The sequence below is a fragment of the Rhizobium sp. BK529 genome (genome assembly GCF_014194105.1).
Taxonomy (GTDB): Bacteria; Pseudomonadota; Alphaproteobacteria; order Rhizobiales; family Rhizobiaceae; genus Rhizobium.
On sequence record NZ_JACIAU010000001.1, the window covers coordinates 2,571,281 to 2,595,874 of the forward strand.

Consider the following 24,594-nt stretch of genomic DNA (forward strand, 5'->3'; position numbering starts at 1 on the left):
CGACGCGTCTACCGCTGCTAAAAGAACATGCTGCGACCGGTTAACTACGATTGACATCTATCTTATAATAAACCTTTAATTTTATTGGGTTTTAGCGAGGACCTCCCTAAGAAAGTAGGGGTGTGTTAAAAAGGCAAAACCGCCGGATTCTCATCCGGCGGCCGCTAAAGCTTTGGTGATAAAATCGCCTGTAGTGGCCCCGCCTATGCGGCGCGGCGACCGTGATGCGAGACGGGGGCGGCTGCGACATCGCCGACGCGGAAGCCTCTGATGAGGCCGAGCAGTTCGTCGGTATCGGCAGCCAGCGTTTCGGCCGATGCCGTGGTCTCTTCGGCCATGGCGGCGTTCTGCTGAGTGGCGGCGTCGAGTTGGTTCATCGAGGCCGAGATCGAGCGCAGCGTCGTATCCTGTTCGGAAGCGCTGTGGGCGATCTTGGCGACGATCTCGTTGGCAGCCTTGATCTGGTCGGAGATGCGCTTCAGCGCTTCGCCTGCCTCGCCGACGAGACGCACGCCATGGTCGACCTGGCTGGACGAACGGGCGATCTGATCCTTGATCTCCTTGGCGGCAGCAGCCGAGCGCTGGGCGAGTTCACGCACTTCCTGGGCAACGACGGCAAAGCCCTTGCCGCTTTCGCCGGCACGTGCCGCCTCGACACCGGCATTGAGCGCCAGAAGGTTGGTCTGGAAGGCGATCTCGTCGATGACGCCGATGATCTTGGAGATTTCCGACGAGGACTTCTCGATGCCGCTCATGGCTTCGATCGCCTGGGTGACGATCGCATCGCTGTGGGTGGCTTCGGTCGAGACCGAGTGAACGCGCTTGCTGGCTTCATGGGCGCCATCGGCCGTCTGACGGACGGCGACGGTCAGCTCGTCGAGAGCAGCCGAGGTTTCTTCCAGGCTTGCGGCCTGACGCTCGGTGCGCTGCGACAGTTCGTTGGAGGCACGACGGATTTCTTCCTTGGCGACACCGATATCACCGCCCTTGGCGCTGACCTGGGCCATGGCAGCTTCCAGATGCGAGAGCGCATCGTTGAAGTTGTCGCGCAGAGCCGCGTATTTCTGGCCGATGTCGGCGCAGCGCACCGTCAGGTCGCCATGGGCGATCTGCTCCAGCGCCTGGCCGATGGTGCTGACGACGCGGGCCTGCAACGAAGCTTCGTCCTGCTGATGGCGCAGGTTGGTCTCGCGCTCGCTCTCGAGAGCCAGCTGCTGGGCAGCCTCGCGCTCCGACATCGCGTGACGCTCCCGGATCTTTTCCTGCAGCGACTGCGTCGCCTTCGCCATCATGCCGACTTCGTTGTTCATGCCAGTATGTGGGATCGTAAGCTTCACGTCTTCCTCGGCAACCGCCTGCAGCGCGTTGTGAACGTCCTTCAGAGGGTTCGATATACCGCGGATGAAATAGAAGGCGGCGCCGATACCGCCAACGAAGACGATGGCGCAGGCCGTGAGAGCCTTCCACATCGTTTCATTGACCTTGGCCTGCAGGTCGTCGAGATAAACGCCTGTGCCGACGACGATCTTCCAAGGTTCGAAGGCCTTCGAATAGCCGCCCTTGAGGAAGACCTGGTCTTCCGGCTGACCCGGCTTGGTCCAGTAGTAGTAGGTACGGCCGCCGCCGGCCTTGCCATGGTCGACAAGGGCCTGGCTGAATTTCGCGCCTGTCTTGTCGACCTGGCCGCTCATGTCTTTGCCGAGATTGACCGGGCTCGGATGGAAGACCTGGATGACGTTATAGTCGAAGCCGAAGAGATAGCCTGATGGCTGGAAGGTCACGCGCTTCAGGATGTCGAAGGCTTCGGCTTGGGCAGCCTCATGCGTCATCTGGCCAGCCTTCTCGCGCTCATAGAAGGTGTTGAGAACGGAGATGCCCGATTCGACCTGCGTGCGAAGCATGTCGAAGCGCTCATCATAGATCGCCTGTTCGGATGTACGGATCTGAAAGTAGGTAGCGACTGCAAATGCAGCCATCAAAACACCGACCAGCGCAAAGAGCTGGTGCGCAATCTTGAGCTTCTTCATGGTTGACCTCGCGGAAAGGTGAAAAGCAATATCCCGGATCGGTCAACTCCCGACCTGCGCGCGAAGCATCGCGCGCTCAGTTAGCGCAGTCATGCGTCCTCCGGTTCCCCGACAAGTAAAATTAAAGTGAATGATTAAATTATCTTTTAACAAATGCGTCGCTTCTACTCGACGGACCTAGTAAAATTGACGGGTCTCTTCTTACAGACCTGTGTAAGTTGCAGTCATCGCCGACTGCAATTCCGTTAAATTAGGGTATACTTATTTAGAAAATCAAAAACACACCCGCGCCTCTTAAAGAGCGCGTGCATCCGCTTTGGCGGAGCTTTGTCCCGACCAAAACTCTGATCAACCAAACGGGGCTCAGAAACGGAGCTGGAAAGCAGAAGCGTCGAGGGGAGAAGCCTGCATGCCAGCCATCACCGGTTTCGCATCACCGCCAACCACGGCCGCCGTTGCCTCGTTGTCGATGCCCTCGGCGGGGGCAGACGGGGCGAGCGCCAGCATCTGCTCGGGCGTGGCTTTGCTGACGAAGAGGACAGGAGAACCGCCCATCCAGTTTTCGGTGCGATAAATTTTCTTCTCGCCGCCGATATCACGGACTTCGGCCTGCTGGAAAGTGCCAGGCCGCAGTTCCGGCACCGCGTAGTCTTTCTTGGAGACTTCTGCCTGAAGCGGCGGGCAATGCGTGCAGCTTTCAGTAACGATGCTGCCTGCTTCCTTCGGCTTGCTCGGCCCGATCACCTCGATCGACGAAGCCATGGCAGAACCGGCAGCCAGCAGGAACAACACACTGAAAAAAATCTGACGCATCAAGCTACTCCGTCTCCCTTGAGAGCGGCGCGCCGAAAAACGGATCGCGTCCACCGCTCTCAACTTTTTGTTTGAGCATCAGATTATCCGAAAACTGCTCCACACTTTTCGATCCAATGCACTGAGAGCCAGATTAGCGCAGCTTTGTTTCCATCCTGTCAGAAGAAAGGGTAAAAATTTAACGAAACAGGCAATTGCCTGCCTCGCTCTTATGCATTCTCGCGTTCAACCGCGCGCCAGCCAATATCGCGACGGCAGAAGCCGTTTTCCCATTTTACGCGGTCCAGCAGGGTATAGGCGCGGTCCTTCGCCTCGCCAACGGTCCGGCCCGTCGCCGTGACGTTCAGCACGCGGCCGCCGGTCGCGACAAGCGCGCCATCCTTCAGCGCTGTGCCGGCGTGAAACACCTTCTCGCCTTCACCAGCTTCCGGCAGAGCGATGATCGGCGTGTTCTTCTCATAGGAGCCGGGATAGCCCTTCGAGGCCATGACGACTGTCAGCGCCGGATCATCGGTCCATTCGGCCTTGACCTGATCCAGCGTGCCATTGGCACAGGCAAACAGCAGCGGCAGCAGATCGCTCTTCAGCCGCATCATTAGCACCTGACATTCCGGATCGCCGAAGCGGACATTATATTCAATGAGTTCCGGCCCCTTGGCGGTGATCATCAGCCCGGCAAAAAAGACACCGGTGAACGGATGGCCGCTTTCGGCCATGCCGCGAATGGTCGGCTCGATGATTTCCTTCATCGTGCGCTCGGTCATCTCGCCCGTCATGACGGGAGCCGGCGAATAGGCGCCCATGCCACCGGTGTTCGGGCCGGTATCGCCCTCGCCGACGCGCTTGTGGTCCTGTGCGGTTGCCAGCGGCAGCGCGCTCTTGCCATCGCACAGGCAAAAGAAGCTCGCCTCTTCACCATCGAGATAGGCTTCGACGACGACTTCGGCGCCAGCCTCCCCGAACGCGCCTTCAAAACAATCGTCCACCGCGGCCAGCGCCTCATCCAGCGTCATGGCGACCGTGACACCCTTGCCGGCAGCGAGACCATCGGCCTTAACGACAATCGGAGCGCCCTCCTCGCGTATATAGGCCTTGGCTTTCGGGGCATTGTTGAAGCGCTGATAGGCGCCAGTCGGAATATTGTAGCGGGCGCAGATATCCTTGGTGAAACCCTTGGAACCTTCAAGCTGGGCGGCCACGGCTGAGGGGCCGAAAACCGCAAAGCCTGCTGCGCGCAGCTTATCGGCAATGCCGGCCACCAGCGGCGCTTCCGGTCCGACGACAACGAAATCAATCTGCTTTTCGCGGCAGAAGGCGATAACGGCATCGTGGTCGTCGACATCAAGGGCGGCGAGCGTCGCGTGCTCGGCGATGCCGGGATTGCCAGGCGCGGCATAGAATTCCGTCATCAGCGGCGATTGCGCCAGCTTCCAGGCGAGCGCGTGCTCGCGTCCTCCAGATCCGATCAACAGAACCTTCATGCCCGATCCCCTTCCTGCTGGTCTGGCCTGTTGGCCCAGCCTGTTGGCCTAGCCTGCTGGTTTGGCGGTTAAGCGGGAAGGCCCGAAAGGTCAAGCAAGAATGCTTACCAGCCCCCGCCTCCGCCACCACCGCCGCCTCCGCCAGACGAACCGCCGCCTGAAAAACCCGAGGACGAACTGGAGGGCGGCGGCGACGGAATGGTGGAGGCGATCGTCGAGGCCATCGACGACGAGAAACCCCCAATACGATCCGAAAAACTGCCGCTGTTGAAATTGCCGGAATACCAACCCGGATTATAAGCGGCGGCGGCTGCACCCGCCGAGGCTGCAGCGAGCCATGTCTCGAACGTGCGTGACCACGGCTTTTCGACACCGAGCGCCACGGCATAGGGCAACAGGGTTTCGAAATGCTGCGGCGACATTTGCGGCGCGCCCGCCATGTTCATGCGGTCCTTTTCGGCGAGCGTCAGATATTGCCTGAGGCCATCGACGCCAGCTGTCATCTTGGCGCCGAGCGGCGTCGGCGCGCCCATAATGAAGAAATAGAGGATGTTGAAGAGAACGATGCCGCCGACGGCGAAGAGCATCGGCGTTTCGTGGAATTCCATTAGCGATGAGGCAAGTGCCAGCACGACGGTGGAAACGATACTGAGACCCACGAAAACGGCCATCGCAATAGCGATGACCGCGAAAATCTTGCCGACAAGCGAGCCGCGATGCAGCGCCTTAACGAAGCCTGCGACGAAAATGGAGAGAAAGACGGATATGCCGATCGGGACGACCATCAGTGCGATCGTATCCGGCTCCAGAGAGCCGAAGACGAAAAGCGCAACCAGCGCGACGGCGCTCAGCACCACGCCGCCGATGATATAGCCGGTATTGGAATTGTAATATTTGCCGCGGTGTTCCCGCTCGATCGAGGAGCGGAACGTCTGGCCGACTGATTTGACTTTTTCGCCGTTTGCCTTGTCGATGACCAGCGTATCGCCGGCGCCACCGACAGCTTTCAGAAGCTCCGACTCGCCTGCCTGAAACTTCTCCTTGCCAAGCGGCTTGTCGGCGCGGCGGATGATGATCGAGTCCCTGAGATCCTCGAGCCTGACATAACCGCGAACGGCAAGATCGAGCGCCGTCGCCGCAAGCGCAGTCCAGCCACCGCCGGAAAAGCCCCTGTTATCGATGTAATTGACGAGCGCAGGTGAGATGCCGCTTGGCGGATCCCAGCGCGGTACGACGATTTCGCGGGCCGGATCGCGGCCGACCTTCAGCCAGGAGCGCGTGTAATAGAGGAAGACGAGGATGAGACCGCCGAAGCCGATGAAATAATCTCGGTTGTCTCTGAACCACCAGGAGCTTTGCTGATCAGCACTTGGCGGATCGATCGCGCCTTTCGGCAGTTTCGCCGCAAAGGTCAGGCCCTCCTGCGCGCCGAGCGGCGCGGTAGTCGCGACGACCAGACGGCCATCCTCCACACTTGAGCGGGCATTTCTGTCTCTGGACCCGAGAGGCCCCGTGAAGAACGTCACATCCAGTGGCGTCACCCCCTGCGGAAAGGTGACGGTCGCGATAGCCGAGCGGATCGGGAATATCCAGCCATTGCCGGTCACGTTCCAGTAGAGTTCATCATGATCGTCGAAATAACGGATCTGACGGTTCGTTTTGTAGGTGAAGACATATCGGTGGCGGCCGGGAGAAATCGTCACGTCTTCTGAGCCGGCATAGATGCGAATGCCGCCGGAGATGGATTCCGTATGCCAGGGCTCGTCCCGACCGTCCCGCTTTACCGAGACGACGCTGAAATCGACGCTACGGCGTCGGCCGCTCTGATCGACGAAGGTCAGCGGAAAATCGCGGAAGATGCCGCGCCGGATACGGTCCCCTTCGGCATTGACGGTGATCGTTTCGGCCACCGTCATCGCCCCGCTCTTTTCCAACTGGATGGCGGAATCGAAGGAAGCGATGAACTCCGCACCGATTGCCGGCCGTGCAGCCATTACCAACAGCAGTACGAAATAAATGCCGAAAAACCGCCGGACCATGTGCCCTCCCCGTTTGCGGTTTCGCCTTGACTCGATTCAGGCTTCGTCCTTGTAGGCAACCCCCAGCCCTGTAAGCGTGCGCCAGTAGGCCGGGAAGGTCTTCCCGACGCAATCAGGGTTTAGAATGGTAACGCCGGCGATCTTCAGGCCGGCGAGCGCAAAACTCATGGCGATGCGATGATCGGCAAAGGTGTCGATATCGGCTGGTAACGTCTGGCCGGCGAGCGCGGGGTCGGAATGGACGATCAGATCGTCGCCTTCCTCAACCGCCAGGCCTCCTCGAATATTGTTCAGCCCCGTGGACAGCGCGCGGATGCGATCGCATTCCTTGACGCGCAGGTTGGCGATGCCGACGAAGCGGACCGGAGTCTGATTAAAGGCGGCGAGAACGGCAATCGTCGGGATGGCATCCTGCATCTGTGAGCCGTCGATTTCAGCCGGCAGATGCGGAAATTTGGCGATGGTCTCATAGGCCTTGGCATCCGGCTGAGTGAAGGCCTCGTTCTCGACGCCGAGATCGATCTTGCCACCGCTCAACACTTCGGCCGCCCAGAGATAGGTTGCGGCGGACGCATCCGGCTCGATGACGAAGTCGGCTGCGATATAACCGGTCGGCTCAACGCGCCAAGTCGCGGCATCGAGCTGTTCCACCTTGGCGCCGAACGCTTTCATGGCGGCAAGTGTCAGATCGACATAACCACGCGCGCCGATATCCGTGCCAGCAAGCGCGATTGTGAGCGTCGCATTGGCGCCCTGCTTGGCAAGCGGTGCTGCCATCAGAAGGGCCGAAACATATTGGCTAGAAAGTCCGGCATCGATCTCGACACGGCCCGAGGCGAAATGCCCGTTACCGCGCACGGTCACAGGTGGGCAGCCTGTCGGTGCTTCGGCATCGAGACCGAGCGACTTGAGGGCCGCGACCAGCGGGCCGATCGGGCGCTTGCGCATGTGCTCGTCGCCATCGACCACAACCGTACCGTCGACAGAAGCGACCGCCGCCGTCAGGAAGCGCGTCGCCGTACCGGCATTGCCCAGAAACAGCGGAGCTTTCGGCGGCAAAAGCTTGCCACTGCCGGTCACGACAAAGGTCGTTTCATCGGGTTCATCGATCTGCACACCCATGGCACGGAGCGCCTCGGCCATATATTTGGTGTCATCGCTCTTCAGCGCGCCGGTCAGCCGGCTCGTGCCCTTGGCAAGACCTGCCAGCAGCAGCGCGCGATTGGTGATCGACTTCGAGCCCGGAACCACGGCACGACCGGTGAGCGGCTTGCCCGGCGGGATGATGGTGAGCTTGGCTTTACTCATTGCGCTTGTCTCTTCTGTCCATTGCAGCGGCCGCGCACGGCCATGTCGGACTGCTCATAGCAGCTTTTGGGCAAAGACAAAGGTCAGAACTTGACGGATGGCACGGCGCGATCGGCCTCGTTGGTGATTTCGAAATATTCGCGCTTGGCAAAACCGAACTGGCCGGCGATGAGGTTAGACGGGAAGCTCTGGACCTTGACGTTCAGGTCACGGGCCGCACCGTTATAATAGCGGCGCGCCATCTGGATTTCGCTTTCCATCGTTTCCAGCGAGGCCTGAAGTTCGGAGAAATTCTGGTTGGCCTTCAGATCGGGATAGGCTTCGGCAAGCGCCATCACCCGGCCAAGCGCCTGACCGAGCAGCCCCTCCGCCTGCGCCCTGCCCGCTACATCGCCTGACGGGACGGCCTGCGCCTTGTTCCTGAGTTCGACGACCTCTTCGAGCGTGCTCTTTTCATGGGCGGCATAGCCCTTGACGGTCTCGATCAGGTTCGGGATCAAGTCCGCACGGCGCTTCAGCTGCACATCGATACCGGACCAGGCTTCCTCAGCCATCTGCCGTGAACGGACGAGACCGTTGTAGATGAAGATGACGTAGAGCGCGATCAGAACGATGACGCCAAGAGCGATATACATCGCGAATCCCCTGCAACAAAGTAGCGTTTACGCAAAGACTTCGCAGGTTTCCCGGCTGTCGTCAAACGCCGATATGCGCGAGAATTCGGGCCACCGTCCGCTCCGGCGAAAGCTCCGTCGTATCAATTTCGACTGTGTTTTCAGCCAGTCCGCGCAACAGTTTATAGTTTGCCCGGAGCTGTTGCAGCCTCGCCGTATCCGTCAGCTTGAGCGCCTCTGAACGGCCGGGGGAGACAAGGCGTCTGGCGTTCTCCTCCGGCGCGCAATCGAGAAGAACCGCGACCAGATCCGCGCCTCTAGCGGCAGCCAAATCGAGATACCAGGAGAACGTCGCCCTATCATGCTCGTCATCGGCAAGAGCATCGGTAAAGACAAAGCTTTCAGCCGGATCGGCACGCACGGCATGGTCGAAAACCGCTCGTCGAATCTGCTCACGCAATGATGCATGCAGAGGATTGCTGCGGGCGAAAAGAGCTTCGGCTGGATTAAGCAGCATATGATTGTCGATGAGCCGCGCGCCGAGCCTTTTCGCCAGCGAGCGGCCGATGGTCAACTTCCCAGTGCCTGGCCAGCCGTTGATATGAACTATGCGGCTGGCAGGTTTTTGCGTCACGCGGCCTCTTTCGACAAGTTGACGCCGCCGGCATCCGTCAGCAGGAATGCTTCACCGCAGGCTTTGGCGAGGGTGCGTACACGCAGGATGTAGCTCTGGCGCTCGGTGACGGAGATCACGCCGCGCGCGTCGAGCAGGTTGAACACGTGGCTGGCCTTGATGCACTGGTCATAGGCCGGGAAGACGCACTTGTGCAGGCGCTGGTTGGCATTATCGCCGGGCGCGCCGGCGGCGAGCAGCGCCTGGCATTCCTTCTCGGCATCGATGAAGTGGCGATGCAGCATCTCGGTATTGGCAAATTCGAAGTTGTGGCGAGAATATTCCTGCTCCGCCTGCAGGAAGACATCGCCGTAGCTGATCTTCTCGTCGCCTTCGCGGCCGTTGAAGTTCAGGTCGTAGACATTGTCGACGCCTTGGACATACATGGCGAGACGCTCGAGACCATAGGTCAGTTCGCCGGCGACCGGCGAGCATTCGATGCCGCAGACCTGCTGAAAATAAGTGAACTGCGAGACTTCCATGCCGTCGCACCAGCATTCCCAGCCAAGGCCCCAGGCGCCGAGCGTCGGGCTTTCCCAGTCGTCCTCAACGAAGCGTATATCGTGCAGCAGCGGATCGAGCCCGATGGCGGCGAGCGAGCCGAGATAGAGCTCCTGCAGGTTCGGCGGGTTCGGCTTCAGGATGACCTGATACTGATAATAGTGCTGCAAGCGGTTCGGGTTTTCGCCATAGCGGCCGTCGGAGGGACGGCGGGAGGGCTGAACGTAGGCTGCCTTCCAAGGCTTGGGCCCAAGCGCGCGTAGCGTCGTGGCCGGGTGGAAGGTGCCGGCACCCACTTCCATGTCATAGGGCTGCAGGACCGCGCAACCCTTGTCCGCCCAGTAGTTATGCAGGGTCAGGATCAGCGCCTGGAAGGAACGCTTCGGGTTCATGTGGTCAGGAATGGCTGCAGACATGGAATGGCACCGATTGCTTGGAATATGAGCGCGACAGGTGCCACGCAGCGCCGCAGGGGTCAAGACTTTTGCGCCCTGTCGCCGGAAAGCTTGACGCCGTTTCGCTATGCTCTACTCGTCTTCCCGCTTCAGGCGATACTCTCCCGTCGCCGGATCCTTCACCAACGTGCCGATGGCACCCGTCTTGCGCTCTTTCTGAGCCCGGCGGGAGCGCTCGGCAAGTTTCTGCGCGTCGGAGACGAAGCGACGATAGAGCCACCAGGCCGCGCAGACGAGGATCAATAACGTAATAAGCTGTGCCATCCCCTCGTCTCTCCCGTCAAAGCCCGTAGCGGCTCCACAATGCTCTTTCCTCTGCCGCTTCGACAAGCCCTGATGCGAGACCGGAGGCCGCACCTTCGAGCGAGACCTGCGAGACGCCTGGAATACGGCGGCCGAGCAGACCGCGAGTGGCCGTAACGAGCTGCAGCTTTGTTTTCTGGCCGTAGCGTTTCTTCAGTTCCTGGCGCATGTCGCCGAGCCCATCGATAAGGCCGAGTTCCAGACCGCGCGTGCCACTCCAGAAGAGGCCGGAGAACACGGTCGCATCGTCCGTCAGCTTGCCGGCGCGACGCTCCCGCACCATAGAGATGAAAACGTGATGGATCTCAAGTTGCAGGCTTTTGAGATATTCGATGTCCTTTTCCTTCTCCGGCTGGAAAGGATCGAGGATCACCTTGTTCTCACCTGCTGTATAAACGCGGCGCTCGATACCGATCTTCTTCAAGAGTTCCGGAAAACCGAAACCGCCCGAGACGACGCCGATCGAGCCGACGATGGAAGTCGGATCGGCGATGATCTCATCGCCCGCCAGCGCGATCATGTAGCCACCGGACGCTGCGACATCTTCTACGAAAACCAGCACCTTCTTCTGCTTTTCGCGCGCCAGTTCGCGGATACGGGTGAAGATGAGGCGGGACTGGACGGGCGAACCACCAGGCGAATTAATGGAGATGGCAACGGCGGGCGCCTCCTTCATGGAGAAGGCCTTTTCAAGGACCGGCGCGACATTTGCGAGATTGAGGGTCGGGCGGAACTGGCCGCCACCGCTGATGATTGCGCCCTGCAGCCGAACGACGGGAATGACGATCCCATCCTTGCGAAACCGCTTCGGCATCAGCTTTCTCAAAAATCCAGCCATTTCTCTTCCTTACCATGATCGGCGGCGTCAGCATGCACATGCACATTACAAGGGCATTGCATGTATGCGTTGCGATGACAAACGCAATGGCTACGTTTCCAAAACATCCCGCCTCCATTTTCTTATTGCGAATGACTTGCATTATCATTCTAATCGGGCATAGTGCCAGCATGGCTAGACAGGTGAAAATCGCATGGACATCGTAAATCCGAAGGCAAAGCGCGGCTGGCGGACCGAACGCGAGGAAGCCTCGCTCTCCGACGTCTATCGTACGGTTGGTACGGGACGGCACAGCTCCGCGTGGCGGCGCGCAGCGGCCTTCCTCGGCCCTGGCTACATGGTTGCGGTCGGCTATATGGACCCCGGCAACTGGGCAACCTCGCTCGCAGGCGGATCGAAATTCGGCTATGCATTGCTGACCGTAGCCCTGCTTTCCAACCTGATGGCGATCGTACTGCAATCGCTCTGCGCACGTCTTGCGATCGGTTCCGGCCGCGACCTGGCGCAAGCCTGTCGCGACGCCTATCCGAACTATGTGGCTGTACCGCTCTGGGCTTTTGCGGAAATTGCCATTATCGCCACCGATATTGCCGAAGTGATCGGCACTGCGATCGGCCTCAACCTGCTTTTCGGCATCCCGCTCGAAATCGGCGTGCTGATCACGGCGCTCGATGTCTTCCTCATCCTTCTCTTACAGAGGCTCGGCTTCCGCTGGATCGAGGCCTTCATCATCACGCTGCTTGGCATCATCGCGCTCTGTTTTGCGGTTCAGATCTTTCTTGCCGACCCGCAATGGGGCGCCGTCATCAGAGGCTTCCTGCCCACGCCCGAGGTCGTTACCAATCCGGAAATGCTCTATCTGGCGCTCGGAATTCTCGGCGCGACCGTGATGCCGCACAATCTCTACCTTCATTCCGGCATCGTACAGACGCGCGCCTACGGCCATACGGTATCGGAAAAGAAGGAGGCGCTGACCTTTGCGACGATCGACTCCACCGTGGCGCTCTGCTTCGCGCTCCTGATCAATGCCTCCATTCTGATCCTCGCCGCAGCCGCATTCAATGCCAACGGCAAGACGGATGTGGTGGAACTTGGTGAGGCGCATTCGCTGCTGTCGCCGCTGCTTGGTCTTGCGATTGCGCCGACGCTCTTCGGCATCGCGCTGCTCTGCTGCGGCCTGAATTCGACGGTTACCGCCACGCTTGCCGGCCAGATCGTCATGGAAGGCTTCCTGAAAATCCGCCTGAAACCCTGGGTTCGCCGGATGATTACCCGCGCCATCGCAATCATCCCGGCTGCCTTCGTGACGATCTGGTATGGCGATCAAGGCACAGCGGAACTGCTGATCCTCACGCAGGTTGTGCTCAGCCTGCAGCTCTCCTTCGCCGTTTTCCCTCTGGTGATGTTCACGGCAAGCAAGGCGAAGATGGGCGAGCTGGTAGCACCGAAATGGCTCAGCGGCATCGCCTATGTGATCGCCGTGCTCATCGCCGGCCTGAACGTCAAGCTGCTCTTCGACTTTGTGACCGGCGGCTAGGACTTGGCGCGAAGTCTCGCATAGGCCGCCCGGCCATTGTTGAAATCATCGACGAGAGGGGAGAACTTGTGGCTCCCCTCTTCGTGCATGATGAACGGCGCCCGCAGCGATAACCTTGCCCGCGACCCCTTGATCGCCGTCACCAGAATGCGGACGGCACTTTTCCCCTCACGCGGATGGATGGCCGTGATTTCGATGCCGCCGAAGCGCCGGCCGCAGGCATCGATGATCTCCGCGATCGATTGCGGCCGGGCGATCAACGATAATTGACCGCCCGGAATCATGATGGCGCCGGCAGTGCGAATCCAGCTTTCGAACAGGCCGTCCGTCATGGCATGAGCCTCGGCCTTCAGCGCATCCGGCGTCTTGCGATCGCCGACATCGTTGAAGGGTGGGTTCATGATAACGTGATCGAAGCTCTCGTCGATCAGTCCGGCGTCATTGCGCGCCTTGGCGGTCAGCGTCACATCAGCTTCCACGACCGAGACACGGCCGCTCATATGAGCATTATCAGGCAATTCGATGCTACGGCGGGCGTAGTTGGCCATCTCTGCCGAACGCTCGAAGAGCACGACTTGAGCTTTTGGCAGACGGGAGGCAACGGCAAGGCCGGCGGCACCTGCACCGGCCCCGAGATCGGCCACTTTTATGGGGCGATCGTCGGCAACCAGAGCGGCAAGCAGCATGGCATCCATGCCGGCGCGATGTCCCCTGCCCTTTGGCTGAACGATACGGAAGAGGCCGCGATAGAAGGCATCTATGGTGTCGGTCACGGCCTGCGACATATTTTCACTTCCGCTCGCGAAGCTCGTCGCCGAGACCGGCATCGATCAGAATGCGGCGCGCGCGCTCAGCCATTTCTTCATCGACCAACAGCCGGCGCGGCAGCATGCCGAGCGATCCCTCGAGCACGCTCATGCCCTGATCGGCAATGAAGCACGCAATTCCCGCATCCTTCATGAGGCTCTCGGCAAATGAGAGCAGGACGGGATCGTTCGCGCGGATAAGTTCATGCATTTGCCGTTATTTTCCCTTCCGAATTTGCCCGCAGCGACAATTCACCCCTTGCCGCCTCCATCGCCCCTTTCTATTGTCAAAAGCAATGAATGAACAGGAGTCCGGGTCGTTGGGCGTGGTCATACCGCTAGAAGAAAGCAAAAACAAATTGGCTTCCATCAAGCCGCTGGTGGACCTCACCAAGGCTGATATGGAGCGGGTGAACCAGCTTATCCTTTCCAAGGCCGGCTCCGATGTGCAGATGATCCCGGAGGTGGCGAACCATCTCATCTCCTCCGGCGGTAAGCGCCTGCGGCCGATGCTGACGCTCGCTGCGGCCTCGCTCTTCGGCTACAAGGGCGAAAATCATATCAAGCTCGCGACCTCGGTCGAGTTCATGCACACGGCAACGCTCCTGCATGACGACGTAGTAGACGAAAGCGACCTGCGCCGCGGCAAATCAACAGCCCGCACCATCTGGGGCAACCAGGCGAGCGTTCTTGTCGGCGACTTCCTGCTCGGCCAGGCCTTCCGCATGATGGTCGAAGTCGGCTCGCTTGAAGCGCTCGACGTGCTGTCTTCTGCGGCCTGCGTGATCGCCGAGGGCGAAGTGCTGCAGCTTTCCGTCGCCAAGAACATGGAAACGACCGAGGATGATTATCTCTCCGTCATTCGCGCCAAGACGGCAGCACTCTTTGCCGCCGCCGCCGAAGTCGGCCCGATCGTTGCAGAGACCAACAAGTCCGGCCGCAACGCGCTGAAATCCTATGGCATGAATCTCGGCCTCGCCTTCCAGCTCGTCGACGATGCGTTGGACTATGGCGGCAAGGCTGCCGATCTCGGCAAGAATGTCGGCGACGACTTTCGCGAGGGCAAGATCACCCTTCCGGTCATCCTCGCCTATCGTCGTGGCACGCAGGAAGAGCGCGCCTTCTGGCGCGATGCGATCGAAGGCGGCAACAGCAGCGATGCCAATCTGGAAAAGGCCCTCGGCCTGATCACCAAATATGGCACGTTGAACGACACGATCCAGCGCGCGGTTCACTACGGTACGATCGCACGGGATGCACTCGCACCTCTGCCCGATACCGCCTGGAAATCGGCCCTGATGGAAGTCATCGACTTCTGCATCGAGCGCGTGAACTAATTGACGGGTGCCGTCATCGCAAAAATCGCTGCGCACTTTTGCGCGCATGCATGATCAAACGTCTTTGAACGAGGGCTGAATTTCTTGCAGGGCCGCTTCAAAAAAGCCATCCTGTTGTGAATCAGTGTTTGCAACTGATTTTGCGGCCGGCGCATTCAGCCGGCCGTCCCTGAAGAAAGGTTTTCTAATGCGGCAGAGATTTGTCACCCGTCTCCTTTCGAGCGCAGCCCTGGCGGCGGTCCTTTCGCTCGGTGGAATCGGCGGTGTGAACGCCGAAGACGCGGCCAAGGCTGACGATGCCGGCAAGGCCGTGACCTTCGATCCGGACAGCGTTTCCACCTTCTCGGGCGCGTTCCTCGCTGCCCGCACAGCCGATGTGGACCACGACTATCCGACCGCGATCGAGCTCTACAAGAAAGCTTTGCAGATCGAACCGGGCAATCCGGAAATCCGTCAGCGCCTGATGATCTCGCTACTGCTCAACGGCGATATCAAGGACGGCGTGAAATATGCCAACGACCTGAAGGGCGACCCGACCGTCGAGCGCATCACCACGATCGTGCGCGGTATGGATGCGATGCGCCGCGGCGAATTCAAGACGGCGGAATCGATCCTGAAATATGACGGTCCGAACGATCTCGACCGCATGATGAACGACCTTCTGCTGGCTTGGGCGCGGGTCGGCGCCGGCCGCGGCAAGGAGGGGCTCACCATGGTCGAGAAGATGAAGGGCCCGGATTGGGTCCGCATCTTCCAGAATTACAATGCCGGTGCGATCGCCATCGTCAACGGCGACGTCAAATCCGCCCGTCAGCATCTTAACGATGCCGTATTGGACAAGGAAGGCGGCGCGACCGCCCCTGATACGTTCATGCGCGCCATCATGGCGCTTGCCCGCCTCGAAGCCTCGCAGGGCAACAAGCAGAAGGCACTCGACGCCGTCTCGGTCGGCGACAATCTGCTTCCGAACTACGCACCGCTGAATGCACTGCGCGACAGCATCGAGAAGGGCGAAAAGCAGGAACAGCAGGTCAAGAGCGCCGAAGAGGGCGCGGCCGGCGTGCTGTTCTCGGTTGGCGGCGCGCTGAACCGCGACGGCGCTGAAGACATCGTCTCGCTCTATCTGCAGACGGCCAATGCGCTTGATCCGAACAGCGCCGACACGCTTGTCCTGCTCGGCGGCATTGCGGAAAAGCAGAACCAGATGGACCGCGCGATCGCGCTTTATCAGAAGGTGCCGGCGAATTCGCCGATGCGCCGCATCTCCGAACTGCAGCTCGGCCTGGCGCTTGCCCAGGGCGGCAAGGTGGACGAGGCCCGCAAGCACCTGCAGGCGCTGATTACGTCCGACCCGAAGGATATCCGCAGCTACCTCGCCTATGGCAGCGTGCTTTCCGATGCCAAGGATTATCGGGCGATGGCCGATAATTACGACAAGGCTGTCGAGGTGATCGGTCCGTTGCCGGGCCGCGCCGACTGGAGCGTCTTCTTCCAGCGGGGCATTGCCTATGAGCGGCTGAAGCAATGGGATCAGGCGGAGCCGAACTTCCGCAAGGCACTCGACCTCAATCCCGACCAGCCGCAGGTTCTGAACTATCTCGGCTATTCCTGGATCGACATGAACCGCAACCTCGACGAGGGTCTTGAGATGATCAAGAAGGCCGTCGAACTGCGCCCCGATGATGGCTACATCATCGATTCGCTCGGCTGGGCCTATTTCCGCCTTAACCGTTACAACGATGCTGTCGAAGAGCTGGAGCGAGCAGCCCAGATCAAGGCCGGTGACGCGACGATCAACGACCATCTCGGCGACGCCTACTGGCGCGTCGGCCGTAAGCTGGAAGCCGTCTATCAGTGGAACCGAGCGCTCGCCTCGCAACCCGAGGAAGCCGAGATCCCGAAGATCAAGGAGAAGATCGCCAGCGGCCTGCCGACCCAGGATGACGACTCCAAGACCGTCGACAAGAAGCAGCCCGACCCGCAGCCGGCAGCACCGCCGCCGGTCGACAAGAAATCCTGAGGTCGCATGCCTGAAACGGGCATGCTCCTTTCCGGATACGGCGATTTCGCCGTTACCGAAAATGCCTGCGCAAAAATCAATTTGGCCCTGCACGTGACGGGCCAGAGGCCTGACGGCTATCACCTTCTCGAAATGCTGGTGACATTTGCGCGACATGGCGACCGGCTGGGTTTTGCCCTCGCCGATACCGATGATTTCACGCTTTCCGGTCAGTTCGCCGATGTGCTGGCGGATGATCCGGGCACCAATCTGGTCCTGAAGGCCCGCGATCTGCTGCGCGAGGCGGCAGGGGTCGCTCCGCCCGTTCGTATCCATCTGGAAAAAAACCTGCCGGTTGCCTCTGGCATTGGCGGGGGATCGGCCGATGCGGCAGCGACGCTGCGCGGGCTGATGCGCCTCTGGGATGTGGCGCTTCCGGCTGAGACGGTCTCCTTGCTTGCGCTGAAGCTCGGGGCCGACGTGCCGATGTGCCTCAGGAGCGCACCGCTGATCGCCCGCGGTATCGGCGAGGAGCTGGAGAGCGCCGATGCGCTGCCCTCTTTCGCCATGGTGCTCGCCAATCCGCTGAAAGGCATTTCCACGCCCGAGGTTTTCCGGCGGCTTGCCATCAAGAACAATCCTCCGCTGGTCCTGACCAGGACGCTGCACTGGATGGAAGCCATACGGGCGACACGCAACGATCTCGAGCCGCCGGCGCGGGAACTCGTTCCCGAAATCGCCGAGATTTCAGACATGCTCACGGCCGAAGGCGCATATTTCACACGCATGTCCGGCTCGGGCGCAACCTGTTTCGGCATCTTTGAAACGCCTGTCGCTGCACTCCGCGCGGCTGAGCGCCTTCACGCCGCCCGCCCGGACTGGTATTTCCAGGCGACTGAGACTTTCGCGGGAGGTGCATGATGGCAGGCCTGGATGAAACAAGAGCTTTTATTCCCCTCGGCATCGCGGTGCTGACCGTTTCGGATACGCGCACGCTGGCGGACGATAAATCCGGCGATACGCTCGCAGCCCGGATCGCCGAGGCAGGACACCAGTTGATCGATCGGGATATCGTGCCTGACGACCGGGAAAGGATCGCCTCACGTGTGCGCGCCTGGACGGAAGCCAAGGAGATCGATGTCGTCATCACCACGGGCGGGACTGGCTTTACCGGCCGGGACGTGACACCCGACGCTCTAGAATCGCTCTTCGAAAAACGGATGGATGGCTTTTCGGCCGTGTTCCACCGTATTTCCTATGACAAGATCGGCACTTCAACGATCCAGTCACGCGCCACGGCGGGTGTCGTCAATGCCACCTTCGTCTTCGTGCTGCCGGGCTCGCCAGGCGCATGCAGGGATGCGTGGGATGGTATCTTGAAGGCGCAGCTCGACTATCGCCATATGCCGTGCAATTTCGTGGAGATCATGCCGCGGCTCGACGAGCACCTGAAGCGTGGCGCGACGAAGTAGGCTGGCTAAAGAGCGATATCCTCTGCGCATCGGCCTGAAAATCGGAATCGATTTTCGGAAAGCCTGATGTGTAGATTCAAAGCGTAGAGCGCAGTGCGCCGGACCCACTGCGCTCTAAGTCGCAAGGCCCGGCAGCGTGGGCAGCGTCTCCCAGCTATCACCGGACAGCAGCACGCAGCTTATGCCGTGAACATCCGTGATGACGAGCGTCCATGTACCGCTCTTGGCGGCATAAACTTCAAGAATGGCGTTCTGGTTGATCAATCCAACTGCCGTGAGCTTTTCAGCAAAGTTGCTGTCCAGGAAATTGACGATCTCAGATCGGCCTGCGCAACTGTGCATCATCTGCGATGCTGCCCGATGCGGATGCGCGATCATCGATATCGACAATATGACGGCCGACAGACCATGGATCATATTGCTTAGCATGACGCACCTCCTTTCGCCGGTGACCCGACAGAAAGGAGATTCTCGCTGACCTGTTCTGCCGTCCTCCGGCATTCATTGGCCATCCGCTACGAAGCGAGGCGCTTCGGCGGCGCCGTGTTCAAATTATAGCGCGAAATTTTATTGAGCGCCATCTTTACGCATGTCTGGAGGTGCAGGAGCTAGCGCGCCGCGCGGGCGACCCAGGAAGGAATCAACTCACTGGAAAGCTGGCGCGGCTTCTGCCCCTTGGTGAATTCGGCAAGCCGCATACCGCTCTTTGCCGTGGCAAGTGCAAGCTTCTTCGGCATCAGCAAACCGAGTTCCAGCGGCGGTCTGGTACGGCCGACGCGTTGGAGGAACGGGCGGCGATAGCCACGGGAGGCAGTGAAACGCGCCGGCACTTTATTTAGTGCGACATATTCCAGGATCTCGTCGATCCATCCTGCCTGCGGCCTCGCGCCCGGCTCGACGAAGAGCAGCCATTCACCACGTGCCGAACGAACGATGTCCTTGATATCCCATTGCGAATGGAAACGGCAGCCGGCAGCATCCGCCACCCGCGAGGTGCCGTCACGCGAGCCATGATCGAGCACGACCACGTCGCTGACGAGGCCTTCCACGGCGCCTGCCACCAATACGGATAAAGTCTGGGCCAGTTCAGGTTCCTGATCCTGGCATTCAAGAACGACAGTCAACATTGCCTGTTTATAGAGCGCCGCACAAAATTTTGCCAGCGGGACTTTCCTCATTTTGTTCTTGCATTGTTCTCATTTTGTCGATAGGAATTTAATCATCAAAACGAGCGGAGCCGAGCGTTTTCCGCCGCTGGAGAATCCGATGAGACCACAGTCCCTTGCAGGGCAGGCCGCATTTGCGCCTGCCAATACAGCGGATATTGCCGACGCGATGATCGCGGCCTCGGGGCTGCGCATCGAGGTTGACAGGCGGCACGGCCGCGGCGCCGGGCTGAATCCGAGCGGTCGCTTCGAGCCGATGCAGCGGGAGACCTTCGATGATGGTTGGCAGACGCTCGAGGATCTGCCGCCATTCAAGACGGATGTGCAGATCGAGAAGCCGCGTACGGCGATTACCCGCAACGAGTCCCCGGATCTTTCCTTCGACCGATCCATCAATCCCTATCGGGGCTGCGAGCATGGCTGCATCTACTGCTTTGCTCGGCCGACGCATGCCTATATGGGTCTCTCAGCTGGGCTGGATTTCGAGAGCAAGCTCTTCGCCAAGCCGGATGCGCCGAAGCTTCTGGAGCGGGAGCTCGCCAAGCCCGGTTATAAAGTGCGCGTCATTGCGATCGGCACCAATACTGATCCCTATCAGCCGATCGAGAAGGAGTGGCGCATCATGCGGCAACTTCTTGAAGTGCTGAATAAGGCGAATCATCCGGTTGCTATCGTCACCAAGTCGGCGATGATCCTGCGCGATCTCGACATCCTCTCGGAGATGGCGGCAAAGAACATCGTTCGTGTTGGCATTTCGGTGACCACGCTTGACCGCAAGCTCGCGCGCCTCATGGAACCGAGGGCCGCGACCCCGACGCGCCGGCTGGAGGCGATCCGCGGGCTTTCCGAGGCCGGTGTGCGCACGACGGTGATGGCAGCGCCAATGATCCCGGCACTCAACGATCACGAGTTGGAGCGTATTCTGGAGGCCGCCAAGGCATCAGGCGCAGAAGAGGCAAGCTATGTGCTGCTGCGGTTGCCGCTCGAAGTGAGCCCGCTTTTCCGTGACTGGCTGCTGCAGAACTATCCTGACCGCTATCGCCATGTCATGTCGCTCGTGCGCTCGATGCGCGGCGGCAAGGATTATGATGCCGAGTTCGGTAAGCGTATGAAGGGTACTGGTCCCTATGCCTGGCAGATCGCCCGTCGCTTCGAAATGGCGGCAAAACGATTGGGGCTGACCCGTCGAAGCCTTGCCCTGAGCGACGACCTCTTTGTGCCGCCCAATGGCAGCGGCGTGCAGCTTTCGCTGCTCTGACTGATCGCCTTCATGCAATTCCGGACGCAAAACCGCTGCGCACTTTTGCTGAATTGGTTCTCTGTTTGCGCAATTCCAGACGCAAAAACCGCTGCGCACTTTTGCTGGAATTGCTTGTGAGCTTGCGTAAGGCGTGAAGAAGACTTGCCCTGCGTCTTCTGCCTTACGCAATTCCCGCGGATGGCCTTGACCGCACCCATCCGCCGGACCGCCCCCGGCCGTCGCCGCCCTGATCCGGGGGCTTGCAGGAAATCGGGTTGGCGTGCGAGTTTCAACCGCATGAAACATCGCACGTCACCCGATTCTCCTCTGCTCTTCGAAGAGGTTCCTCTCGTGCCGGATTTCCGGCTGGAGCTGAAGGCCCGCAAGGCCGGCCACTGGCCTGTTGCCGGCGCCGACGAGGCTGGACGCGGACCGCTTGCCGGCCCTGTTGTTGCCGCAGCTGTCATTCTCGATCCCAAACGCATTCCCGAGGGCCTGAACGACTCTAAGCAGCTTTCGGTACAGAGGCGCGAGGAGTTGTTTACGCAGATCCTGGCAACCGCGACGGTTTCCATCGCCTCCTCCAGCTCCACTCGCATCGACGAGACCGATATCCGCAAGGCGAGCCTCGATGCCATGCGGCGTGCGATCTGCGGCCTAGCCATACAGGCAAGCTATGTACTGACGGACGGGCTCGACGTGCCGACTGGGCTCGCATGCCCGGGTCAGGCCGTTGTGAAGGGGGATGCGCGCTCTGTCTCGATTGCGGCAGCTTCCATCGTCGCCAAGGTAACGCGCGACCGGATGATGGCTCGGGCGCATCTCGTATTTCCCGAATATGGTTTTGCAGCGCACGTCGGATATGGCACGGCACAGCATCGTTCCGGTATCGAGAAACACGGGCCGTGTTCGCTGCACCGAATGACCTTCCGGCCACTCCGCAAAGATGGCGTGGAGGTCGAGGTGAACGGAGAGATGCTCAACGAGTAGTTCCGGTCGCGACCTCGTATCTCCTGACCGGACTATTGCGTTTTGCAAGCCCATCATCGACAGCCTGTCGCATCAGGCGAGACACCAACACATACAAAACAAAAAGCCCCGCTGAGCGGGGCTTCTCTAATTCTATTGAGTTGAAGCTTAGTTCAGACGGGTTTTCACTTCGCCAACAGCCTTACCGAAAAGCTCGGACTGGATCTTGGAATCGGCCTGCTTGCCGATAACCGATTCAGCGGCTGCGATAGCGAGATCGACGGCAGCAGAACGAACGGCCTTCATCGCATCGACTTCGGCCTGCTTGATCTTCTGCTCTGACAGAGCCGTACGGTTGGCAACGAATTCTTCCGTCTTCTTCTTCGCTTCCGCAGTCAGCATCTCGGCTTCGCGCTCGGCTGCAGCTACGATGTGAGCAGCCTCAGCTTCAGCTTCTTTGCGCTTGCGCTGATATTCAGCGAGCAAGTGTTGGGCTTCTTCGCGCAGGCGCTTGGCTTCTGCCAACTCGTTGCGAATCTGATCGGCGCGGTCGTCGAGCGACTTTGCCATCATGCCCGGAACCTTCAGATAAACGACCAGCGCCACGAAGAGAACGAGGCCGACAAAGGCGAAGAAAGTTGCATCAAAAGCAAATTCCATCGATCAAGCCTCCTTCTTGGCAGCTGCAATGGCAGCGGCGACGTCAGACTGGGCAGCAGAGCCGCCGATGAGCTGTTCGACAACGGCTGCGGCGGTTTCCTCCGCGATGGCGCCGACATCGGCAAAAGCCTTTGCCTTCACATCGGCGATACGGGCCTCGGCAGCCTTCAGCTTTTCGCTCAGGCTTGCCTCGACCGCACGACGATCTTCCTCAGCCTTGACCTTGGCAGCGTCACGAGCGGCAGTGCCGATCGAATTTGCCTTGGCGCGGGCAGCGGCGAGTTCGCCTTCATAGGTCGCGACAGCGGCGTCAGCCTCGGCCTTCAGACGGCCCGCTTCTTCGACGTCCTGCGAGATACGGCTATGACGCTGCTCGATGATGCCGCCGATGCGCGGGGCGATGACCTTTTGCATGAGCAGATAGAAGATGACGAACGTAATCGCCAGCCAGAGAAGTTGGGAAGCGTAGGTCGTCGAATCGAAAGGCGGGAAAGGTCCGCGCGCGTGCTCGCCTTCGGGGACGCCGGTCTCGGTATGGACCTCGCCGGCAGCCGGAGCGGCGTGCGCATCCGTCGCGGTTCCCGCCGGGGCCTCTTCAGCGTAGGCCGGGGTCACAAAAAACATGCTCACCTCCAGGTGTACTGCAAATGCAAAGGATCACGGCTCGCTGTTCGCAGGCCGTGATCCATCAATCCACCGGTATCAAACGGCGAAGAGCAGGAGGAGAGCGACGAGCAGCGAGAAGATGCCCAGAGCTTCCGTAACGGCGAAGCCGAATACCAGACGGCCGAACTGGCTGTCTGCAGCAGACGGATTGCGCAGAGCGCCGGAGAGGTAGCTACCGAAAATGTTGCCGAGGCCGAGAGCCGTACCGGCCATACCAAAGCAAGCCAGACCTGCACCGATGAACTTTGCTGCTTCCGCGTCCATGTTGAACTCCTTTAAATGGTTGTTGCGGCGATTGACTGACGCCCTTTGACGTCGCTGTCGTTATCCTTAGTGCCCGCCTGGATGGATCGCGTCATTGAGGTACATGCAAGTCAGTACCGCAAAGACGTAAGCCTGAAGGAAGGCAACGAGGAACTCGAGACCGGTCAGGGCGACCGTCATCAAGAGAGGAAGAACGGCTCCGCCGACACCGACGGCACCAAGGGCTCCAAGCGAGGCGACGAAGCCTGCGAACACCTTCAGCGTGATGTGACCGGCGAGCATGTTAGCGAAAAGACGAACCGACAATGAAATTGGCCGGGACAGGAAGGAAATGATCTCGATCCCGACGACCAGAGGCAACAGAATGCCCGGCACGCCCGATGGCACGAAGACATTCAGGAAGTGGAAGCCGTGCTTATAGAAACCGTAGACGAGAACTGTGCCGATGACGAGGATCGCCAGCGCAAACGTGACGATGATCTGGCTGGTGACCGTGAAGAAATACGGGAACAGACCAAGCAGGTTTGCCGTCAGCACGAACATGAAGAGCGAGAAGACCAGCGGGAAGAACTTCATTCCCTTGGTGCCCGCCCCTTCCTTCAGCATGCCGGCAATGAACTCGTAGGACATTTCGGCCAGCGACTGCGAACGGCCAGGAATGATGGCCCGGTTCGAGGTCGAAAAATAGAGAAAACCGGCGGCGACAGCGGCCGAAGCCACCATGAAGAGCGATGCGTTGGTGAACGAGAAATCAATCCCGCCGATCTCGATCGGCACAATCTTGAAGATCTGGAACTGATGAGTCGGATCGTTTGACACCGGTTGTTCTCTCTCTTTGACCCGCCAAGAGGCGGAAATTGCACTGGACCGGGAGCGGTCCCTATTTCTCAGGCGGCCTGCGATCCAGGGGTTGGGAGACCCTCCCCGCAGCACGCAGTACATTCAGCACGCCAGCACAGAATCCAAGAAGCAGAAGAACAATCAACCCCCAAGGCGCCGTGCCGACAAAACGGTCGAGGAGATAGCCGAGCACAGCACCGACAATGATGGCGGAAATGAATTCGCTCGAGAGCTTCATCGCCTGGGCATAACCTTTGCGGCTCTGCTCGGCGTTGGCCTCTCGCGCCTCTTCCTTCCTGTCATCGACACGCTTGGAGGCAAGTTCCGCTTCCAGCTGCCGACGGCGCTGCTCAAGACTTTCTTCGCGGTCATCCGCCATCGTGCTCTCCTCCGCTTCCGTCGCCCGCAATCCCGCTACCCCGGTTTTCCGAACCACGGACGCAAAGGTTAAAGAACCTTCCGGCCCGTTCTGAAGTCGCGCGCAACATAGTTTTAGGGATTAGCATAGTCAAGGCGTAGGAAGCTTGTGTCCAGCCATAAAATAACCATCAGAAATCAAATACTTAAGCGGAACTTTGTTGCGTGA

At 59.8% G+C, this 24,594-nt stretch carries 26 protein-coding genes; 7 read left to right on the top strand and 19 right to left on the bottom strand.

Annotation, left to right across the window (positions count from 1 at the left end):
* Positions 1 to 203: 203 nt before the first annotated feature.
* The 10 genes from FHX08_RS13055 to FHX08_RS13100 form a co-directional block, all read right to left on the bottom strand.
* Positions 204 to 2,027: a methyl-accepting chemotaxis protein gene (locus FHX08_RS13055; RefSeq protein WP_184327225.1), complete on the bottom strand. Its 1,824-nt coding sequence runs from the start codon at positions 2,025 to 2,027 to the stop codon at positions 204 to 206.
* Positions 2,028 to 2,390: 363 nt separating this feature from the next.
* A complete protein-coding gene (locus tag FHX08_RS13060; RefSeq protein ID WP_132652416.1) occupies positions 2,391 to 2,840 on the bottom strand; it encodes a plant virulence effector HPE1-like domain-containing protein in 450 nt (149 codons plus the stop codon).
* Between the two features lie 209 nt (positions 2,841 to 3,049).
* Positions 3,050 to 4,321, bottom strand: a complete 1,272-nt coding sequence (purD, locus tag FHX08_RS13065) for a phosphoribosylamine--glycine ligase (protein ID WP_132652417.1) — start codon at positions 4,319 to 4,321, stop codon at positions 3,050 to 3,052.
* A gap of 104 nt (positions 4,322 to 4,425) precedes the next feature.
* Complete coding sequence (locus FHX08_RS13070; protein ID WP_132652419.1) at positions 4,426 to 6,360, bottom strand: DUF2207 domain-containing protein; 1,935 nt, start codon at positions 6,358 to 6,360, stop codon at positions 4,426 to 4,428.
* Between the two features lie 36 nt (positions 6,361 to 6,396).
* Positions 6,397 to 7,668 (bottom strand): 3-phosphoshikimate 1-carboxyvinyltransferase, encoded by a 1,272-nt coding sequence (locus FHX08_RS13075; protein WP_132652421.1) that lies wholly within the window; start codon positions 7,666 to 7,668, stop codon positions 6,397 to 6,399.
* An 83-nt stretch (positions 7,669 to 7,751) separates the two neighbouring features.
* Positions 7,752 to 8,303: a LemA family protein gene (locus FHX08_RS13080; RefSeq protein ID WP_132652423.1), complete on the bottom strand. Its 552-nt coding sequence runs from the start codon at positions 8,301 to 8,303 to the stop codon at positions 7,752 to 7,754.
* A gap of 61 nt (positions 8,304 to 8,364) precedes the next feature.
* Positions 8,365 to 8,916 (bottom strand): AAA family ATPase, encoded by a 552-nt coding sequence (locus FHX08_RS13085; RefSeq protein WP_132652424.1) that lies wholly within the window; start codon positions 8,914 to 8,916, stop codon positions 8,365 to 8,367.
* Positions 8,913 to 9,848, bottom strand: a complete 936-nt coding sequence (locus FHX08_RS13090; RefSeq protein WP_184327379.1) for a glycine--tRNA ligase subunit alpha — start codon at positions 9,846 to 9,848, stop codon at positions 8,913 to 8,915. The genes FHX08_RS13085 and FHX08_RS13090 overlap by 4 nt, the downstream gene beginning before the upstream one ends.
* Positions 9,849 to 9,983: 135 nt before the next feature.
* The gene (locus FHX08_RS13095; protein WP_132652428.1) at positions 9,984 to 10,175 is read right to left on the bottom strand and encodes a hypothetical protein; all 192 of its coding nucleotides are present in this window, start codon (positions 10,173 to 10,175) and stop codon (positions 9,984 to 9,986) included.
* A 16-nt stretch (positions 10,176 to 10,191) separates the two neighbouring features.
* The gene (locus FHX08_RS13100) at positions 10,192 to 11,052 is read right to left on the bottom strand and encodes a S49 family peptidase (RefSeq protein WP_132652430.1); all 861 of its coding nucleotides are present in this window, start codon (positions 11,050 to 11,052) and stop codon (positions 10,192 to 10,194) included.
* A 193-nt stretch (positions 11,053 to 11,245) separates the two neighbouring features.
* On the opposite strand from FHX08_RS13100, the gene FHX08_RS13105 reads away from it, so the two are divergent.
* Entirely contained in the window at positions 11,246 to 12,589 is a 1,344-nt protein-coding gene (locus FHX08_RS13105) for an Nramp family divalent metal transporter (RefSeq protein ID WP_132652431.1), read from the top strand.
* Here FHX08_RS13105 and FHX08_RS13110 read toward each other — a convergent pair.
* Both FHX08_RS13110 and FHX08_RS13115 read right to left on the bottom strand, forming a co-directional pair.
* Positions 12,586 to 13,374: a tRNA1(Val) (adenine(37)-N6)-methyltransferase gene (locus tag FHX08_RS13110; protein WP_132652433.1), complete on the bottom strand. Its 789-nt coding sequence runs from the start codon at positions 13,372 to 13,374 to the stop codon at positions 12,586 to 12,588. The genes FHX08_RS13105 and FHX08_RS13110 overlap by 4 nt on opposite strands.
* Before the next feature lie 4 nt (positions 13,375 to 13,378).
* A complete protein-coding gene (locus FHX08_RS13115; protein ID WP_132652434.1) occupies positions 13,379 to 13,606 on the bottom strand; it encodes a DUF2007 domain-containing protein in 228 nt (75 codons plus the stop codon).
* A gap of 109 nt (positions 13,607 to 13,715) precedes the next feature.
* Here FHX08_RS13115 and FHX08_RS13120 point away from each other — a divergent pair, with 109 nt between their 5' ends.
* From FHX08_RS13120 to moaB, 4 genes are all read left to right on the top strand, one after another.
* The gene (locus tag FHX08_RS13120) at positions 13,716 to 14,732 is read left to right on the top strand and encodes a polyprenyl synthetase family protein (protein ID WP_132652436.1); all 1,017 of its coding nucleotides are present in this window, start codon (positions 13,716 to 13,718) and stop codon (positions 14,730 to 14,732) included.
* 187 nt (positions 14,733 to 14,919) lie between these two features.
* Positions 14,920 to 16,752 carry a tetratricopeptide repeat protein gene (locus FHX08_RS13125; RefSeq protein ID WP_132652437.1) on the top strand — a complete coding sequence of 611 codons (1,833 nt, stop codon included), beginning with the start codon at positions 14,920 to 14,922 and terminating at the stop codon, positions 16,750 to 16,752.
* A 6-nt stretch (positions 16,753 to 16,758) separates the two neighbouring features.
* Positions 16,759 to 17,652 carry a 4-(cytidine 5'-diphospho)-2-C-methyl-D-erythritol kinase gene (locus FHX08_RS13130; protein ID WP_132652439.1) on the top strand — a complete coding sequence of 298 codons (894 nt, stop codon included), beginning with the start codon at positions 16,759 to 16,761 and terminating at the stop codon, positions 17,650 to 17,652.
* The gene (gene moaB, locus FHX08_RS13135; protein ID WP_132653209.1) at positions 17,652 to 18,203 is read left to right on the top strand and encodes a molybdenum cofactor biosynthesis protein B; all 552 of its coding nucleotides are present in this window, start codon (positions 17,652 to 17,654) and stop codon (positions 18,201 to 18,203) included. The genes FHX08_RS13130 and moaB overlap by 1 nt, the downstream gene beginning before the upstream one ends.
* Positions 18,204 to 18,317: 114 nt before the next feature.
* Here moaB and FHX08_RS13140 read toward each other — a convergent pair whose 3' ends face one another.
* Positions 18,318 to 18,632 carry a hypothetical protein gene (locus FHX08_RS13140; protein WP_132652440.1) on the bottom strand — a complete coding sequence of 105 codons (315 nt, stop codon included), beginning with the start codon at positions 18,630 to 18,632 and terminating at the stop codon, positions 18,318 to 18,320.
* A 179-nt stretch (positions 18,633 to 18,811) separates the two neighbouring features.
* The gene (locus FHX08_RS13145; protein ID WP_132652442.1) at positions 18,812 to 19,330 is read right to left on the bottom strand and encodes a glycosyltransferase family 2 protein; all 519 of its coding nucleotides are present in this window, start codon (positions 19,328 to 19,330) and stop codon (positions 18,812 to 18,814) included.
* 139 nt (positions 19,331 to 19,469) lie between these two features.
* Between FHX08_RS13145 and FHX08_RS13150 the strand changes: the two genes are divergently transcribed.
* A complete protein-coding gene (locus FHX08_RS13150) occupies positions 19,470 to 20,627 on the top strand; it encodes a PA0069 family radical SAM protein (RefSeq protein ID WP_132652444.1) in 1,158 nt (385 codons plus the stop codon).
* A 279-nt stretch (positions 20,628 to 20,906) separates the two neighbouring features.
* Positions 20,907 to 21,599, top strand: coding sequence for a ribonuclease HII (locus tag FHX08_RS13155; RefSeq protein WP_132652446.1), 693 nt, complete (start codon positions 20,907 to 20,909; stop codon positions 21,597 to 21,599).
* A gap of 147 nt (positions 21,600 to 21,746) precedes the next feature.
* Here FHX08_RS13155 and FHX08_RS13160 read toward each other — a convergent pair whose 3' ends face one another.
* The 5 genes from FHX08_RS13160 to FHX08_RS13180 all read right to left on the bottom strand — a co-directional run bounded on the left by FHX08_RS13160 (position 21,747) and on the right by FHX08_RS13180 (position 24,387).
* Positions 21,747 to 22,238, bottom strand: coding sequence for a F0F1 ATP synthase subunit B (locus FHX08_RS13160; RefSeq protein WP_132652447.1), 492 nt, complete (start codon positions 22,236 to 22,238; stop codon positions 21,747 to 21,749).
* 3 nt (positions 22,239 to 22,241) lie between these two features.
* Positions 22,242 to 22,862, bottom strand: coding sequence for a F0F1 ATP synthase subunit B (locus FHX08_RS13165; protein WP_132652449.1), 621 nt, complete (start codon positions 22,860 to 22,862; stop codon positions 22,242 to 22,244).
* A gap of 78 nt (positions 22,863 to 22,940) precedes the next feature.
* Positions 22,941 to 23,168 (bottom strand): F0F1 ATP synthase subunit C, encoded by a 228-nt coding sequence (locus FHX08_RS13170; RefSeq protein ID WP_015338972.1) that lies wholly within the window; start codon positions 23,166 to 23,168, stop codon positions 22,941 to 22,943.
* Between the two features lie 66 nt (positions 23,169 to 23,234).
* A complete protein-coding gene (locus FHX08_RS13175) occupies positions 23,235 to 23,987 on the bottom strand; it encodes a F0F1 ATP synthase subunit A (RefSeq protein WP_132652451.1) in 753 nt (250 codons plus the stop codon).
* Positions 23,988 to 24,048: 61 nt separating this feature from the next.
* Complete coding sequence (locus FHX08_RS13180) at positions 24,049 to 24,387, bottom strand: AtpZ/AtpI family protein (RefSeq protein WP_132652452.1); 339 nt, start codon at positions 24,385 to 24,387, stop codon at positions 24,049 to 24,051.
* Positions 24,388 to 24,594 lie beyond the last annotated feature (207 nt).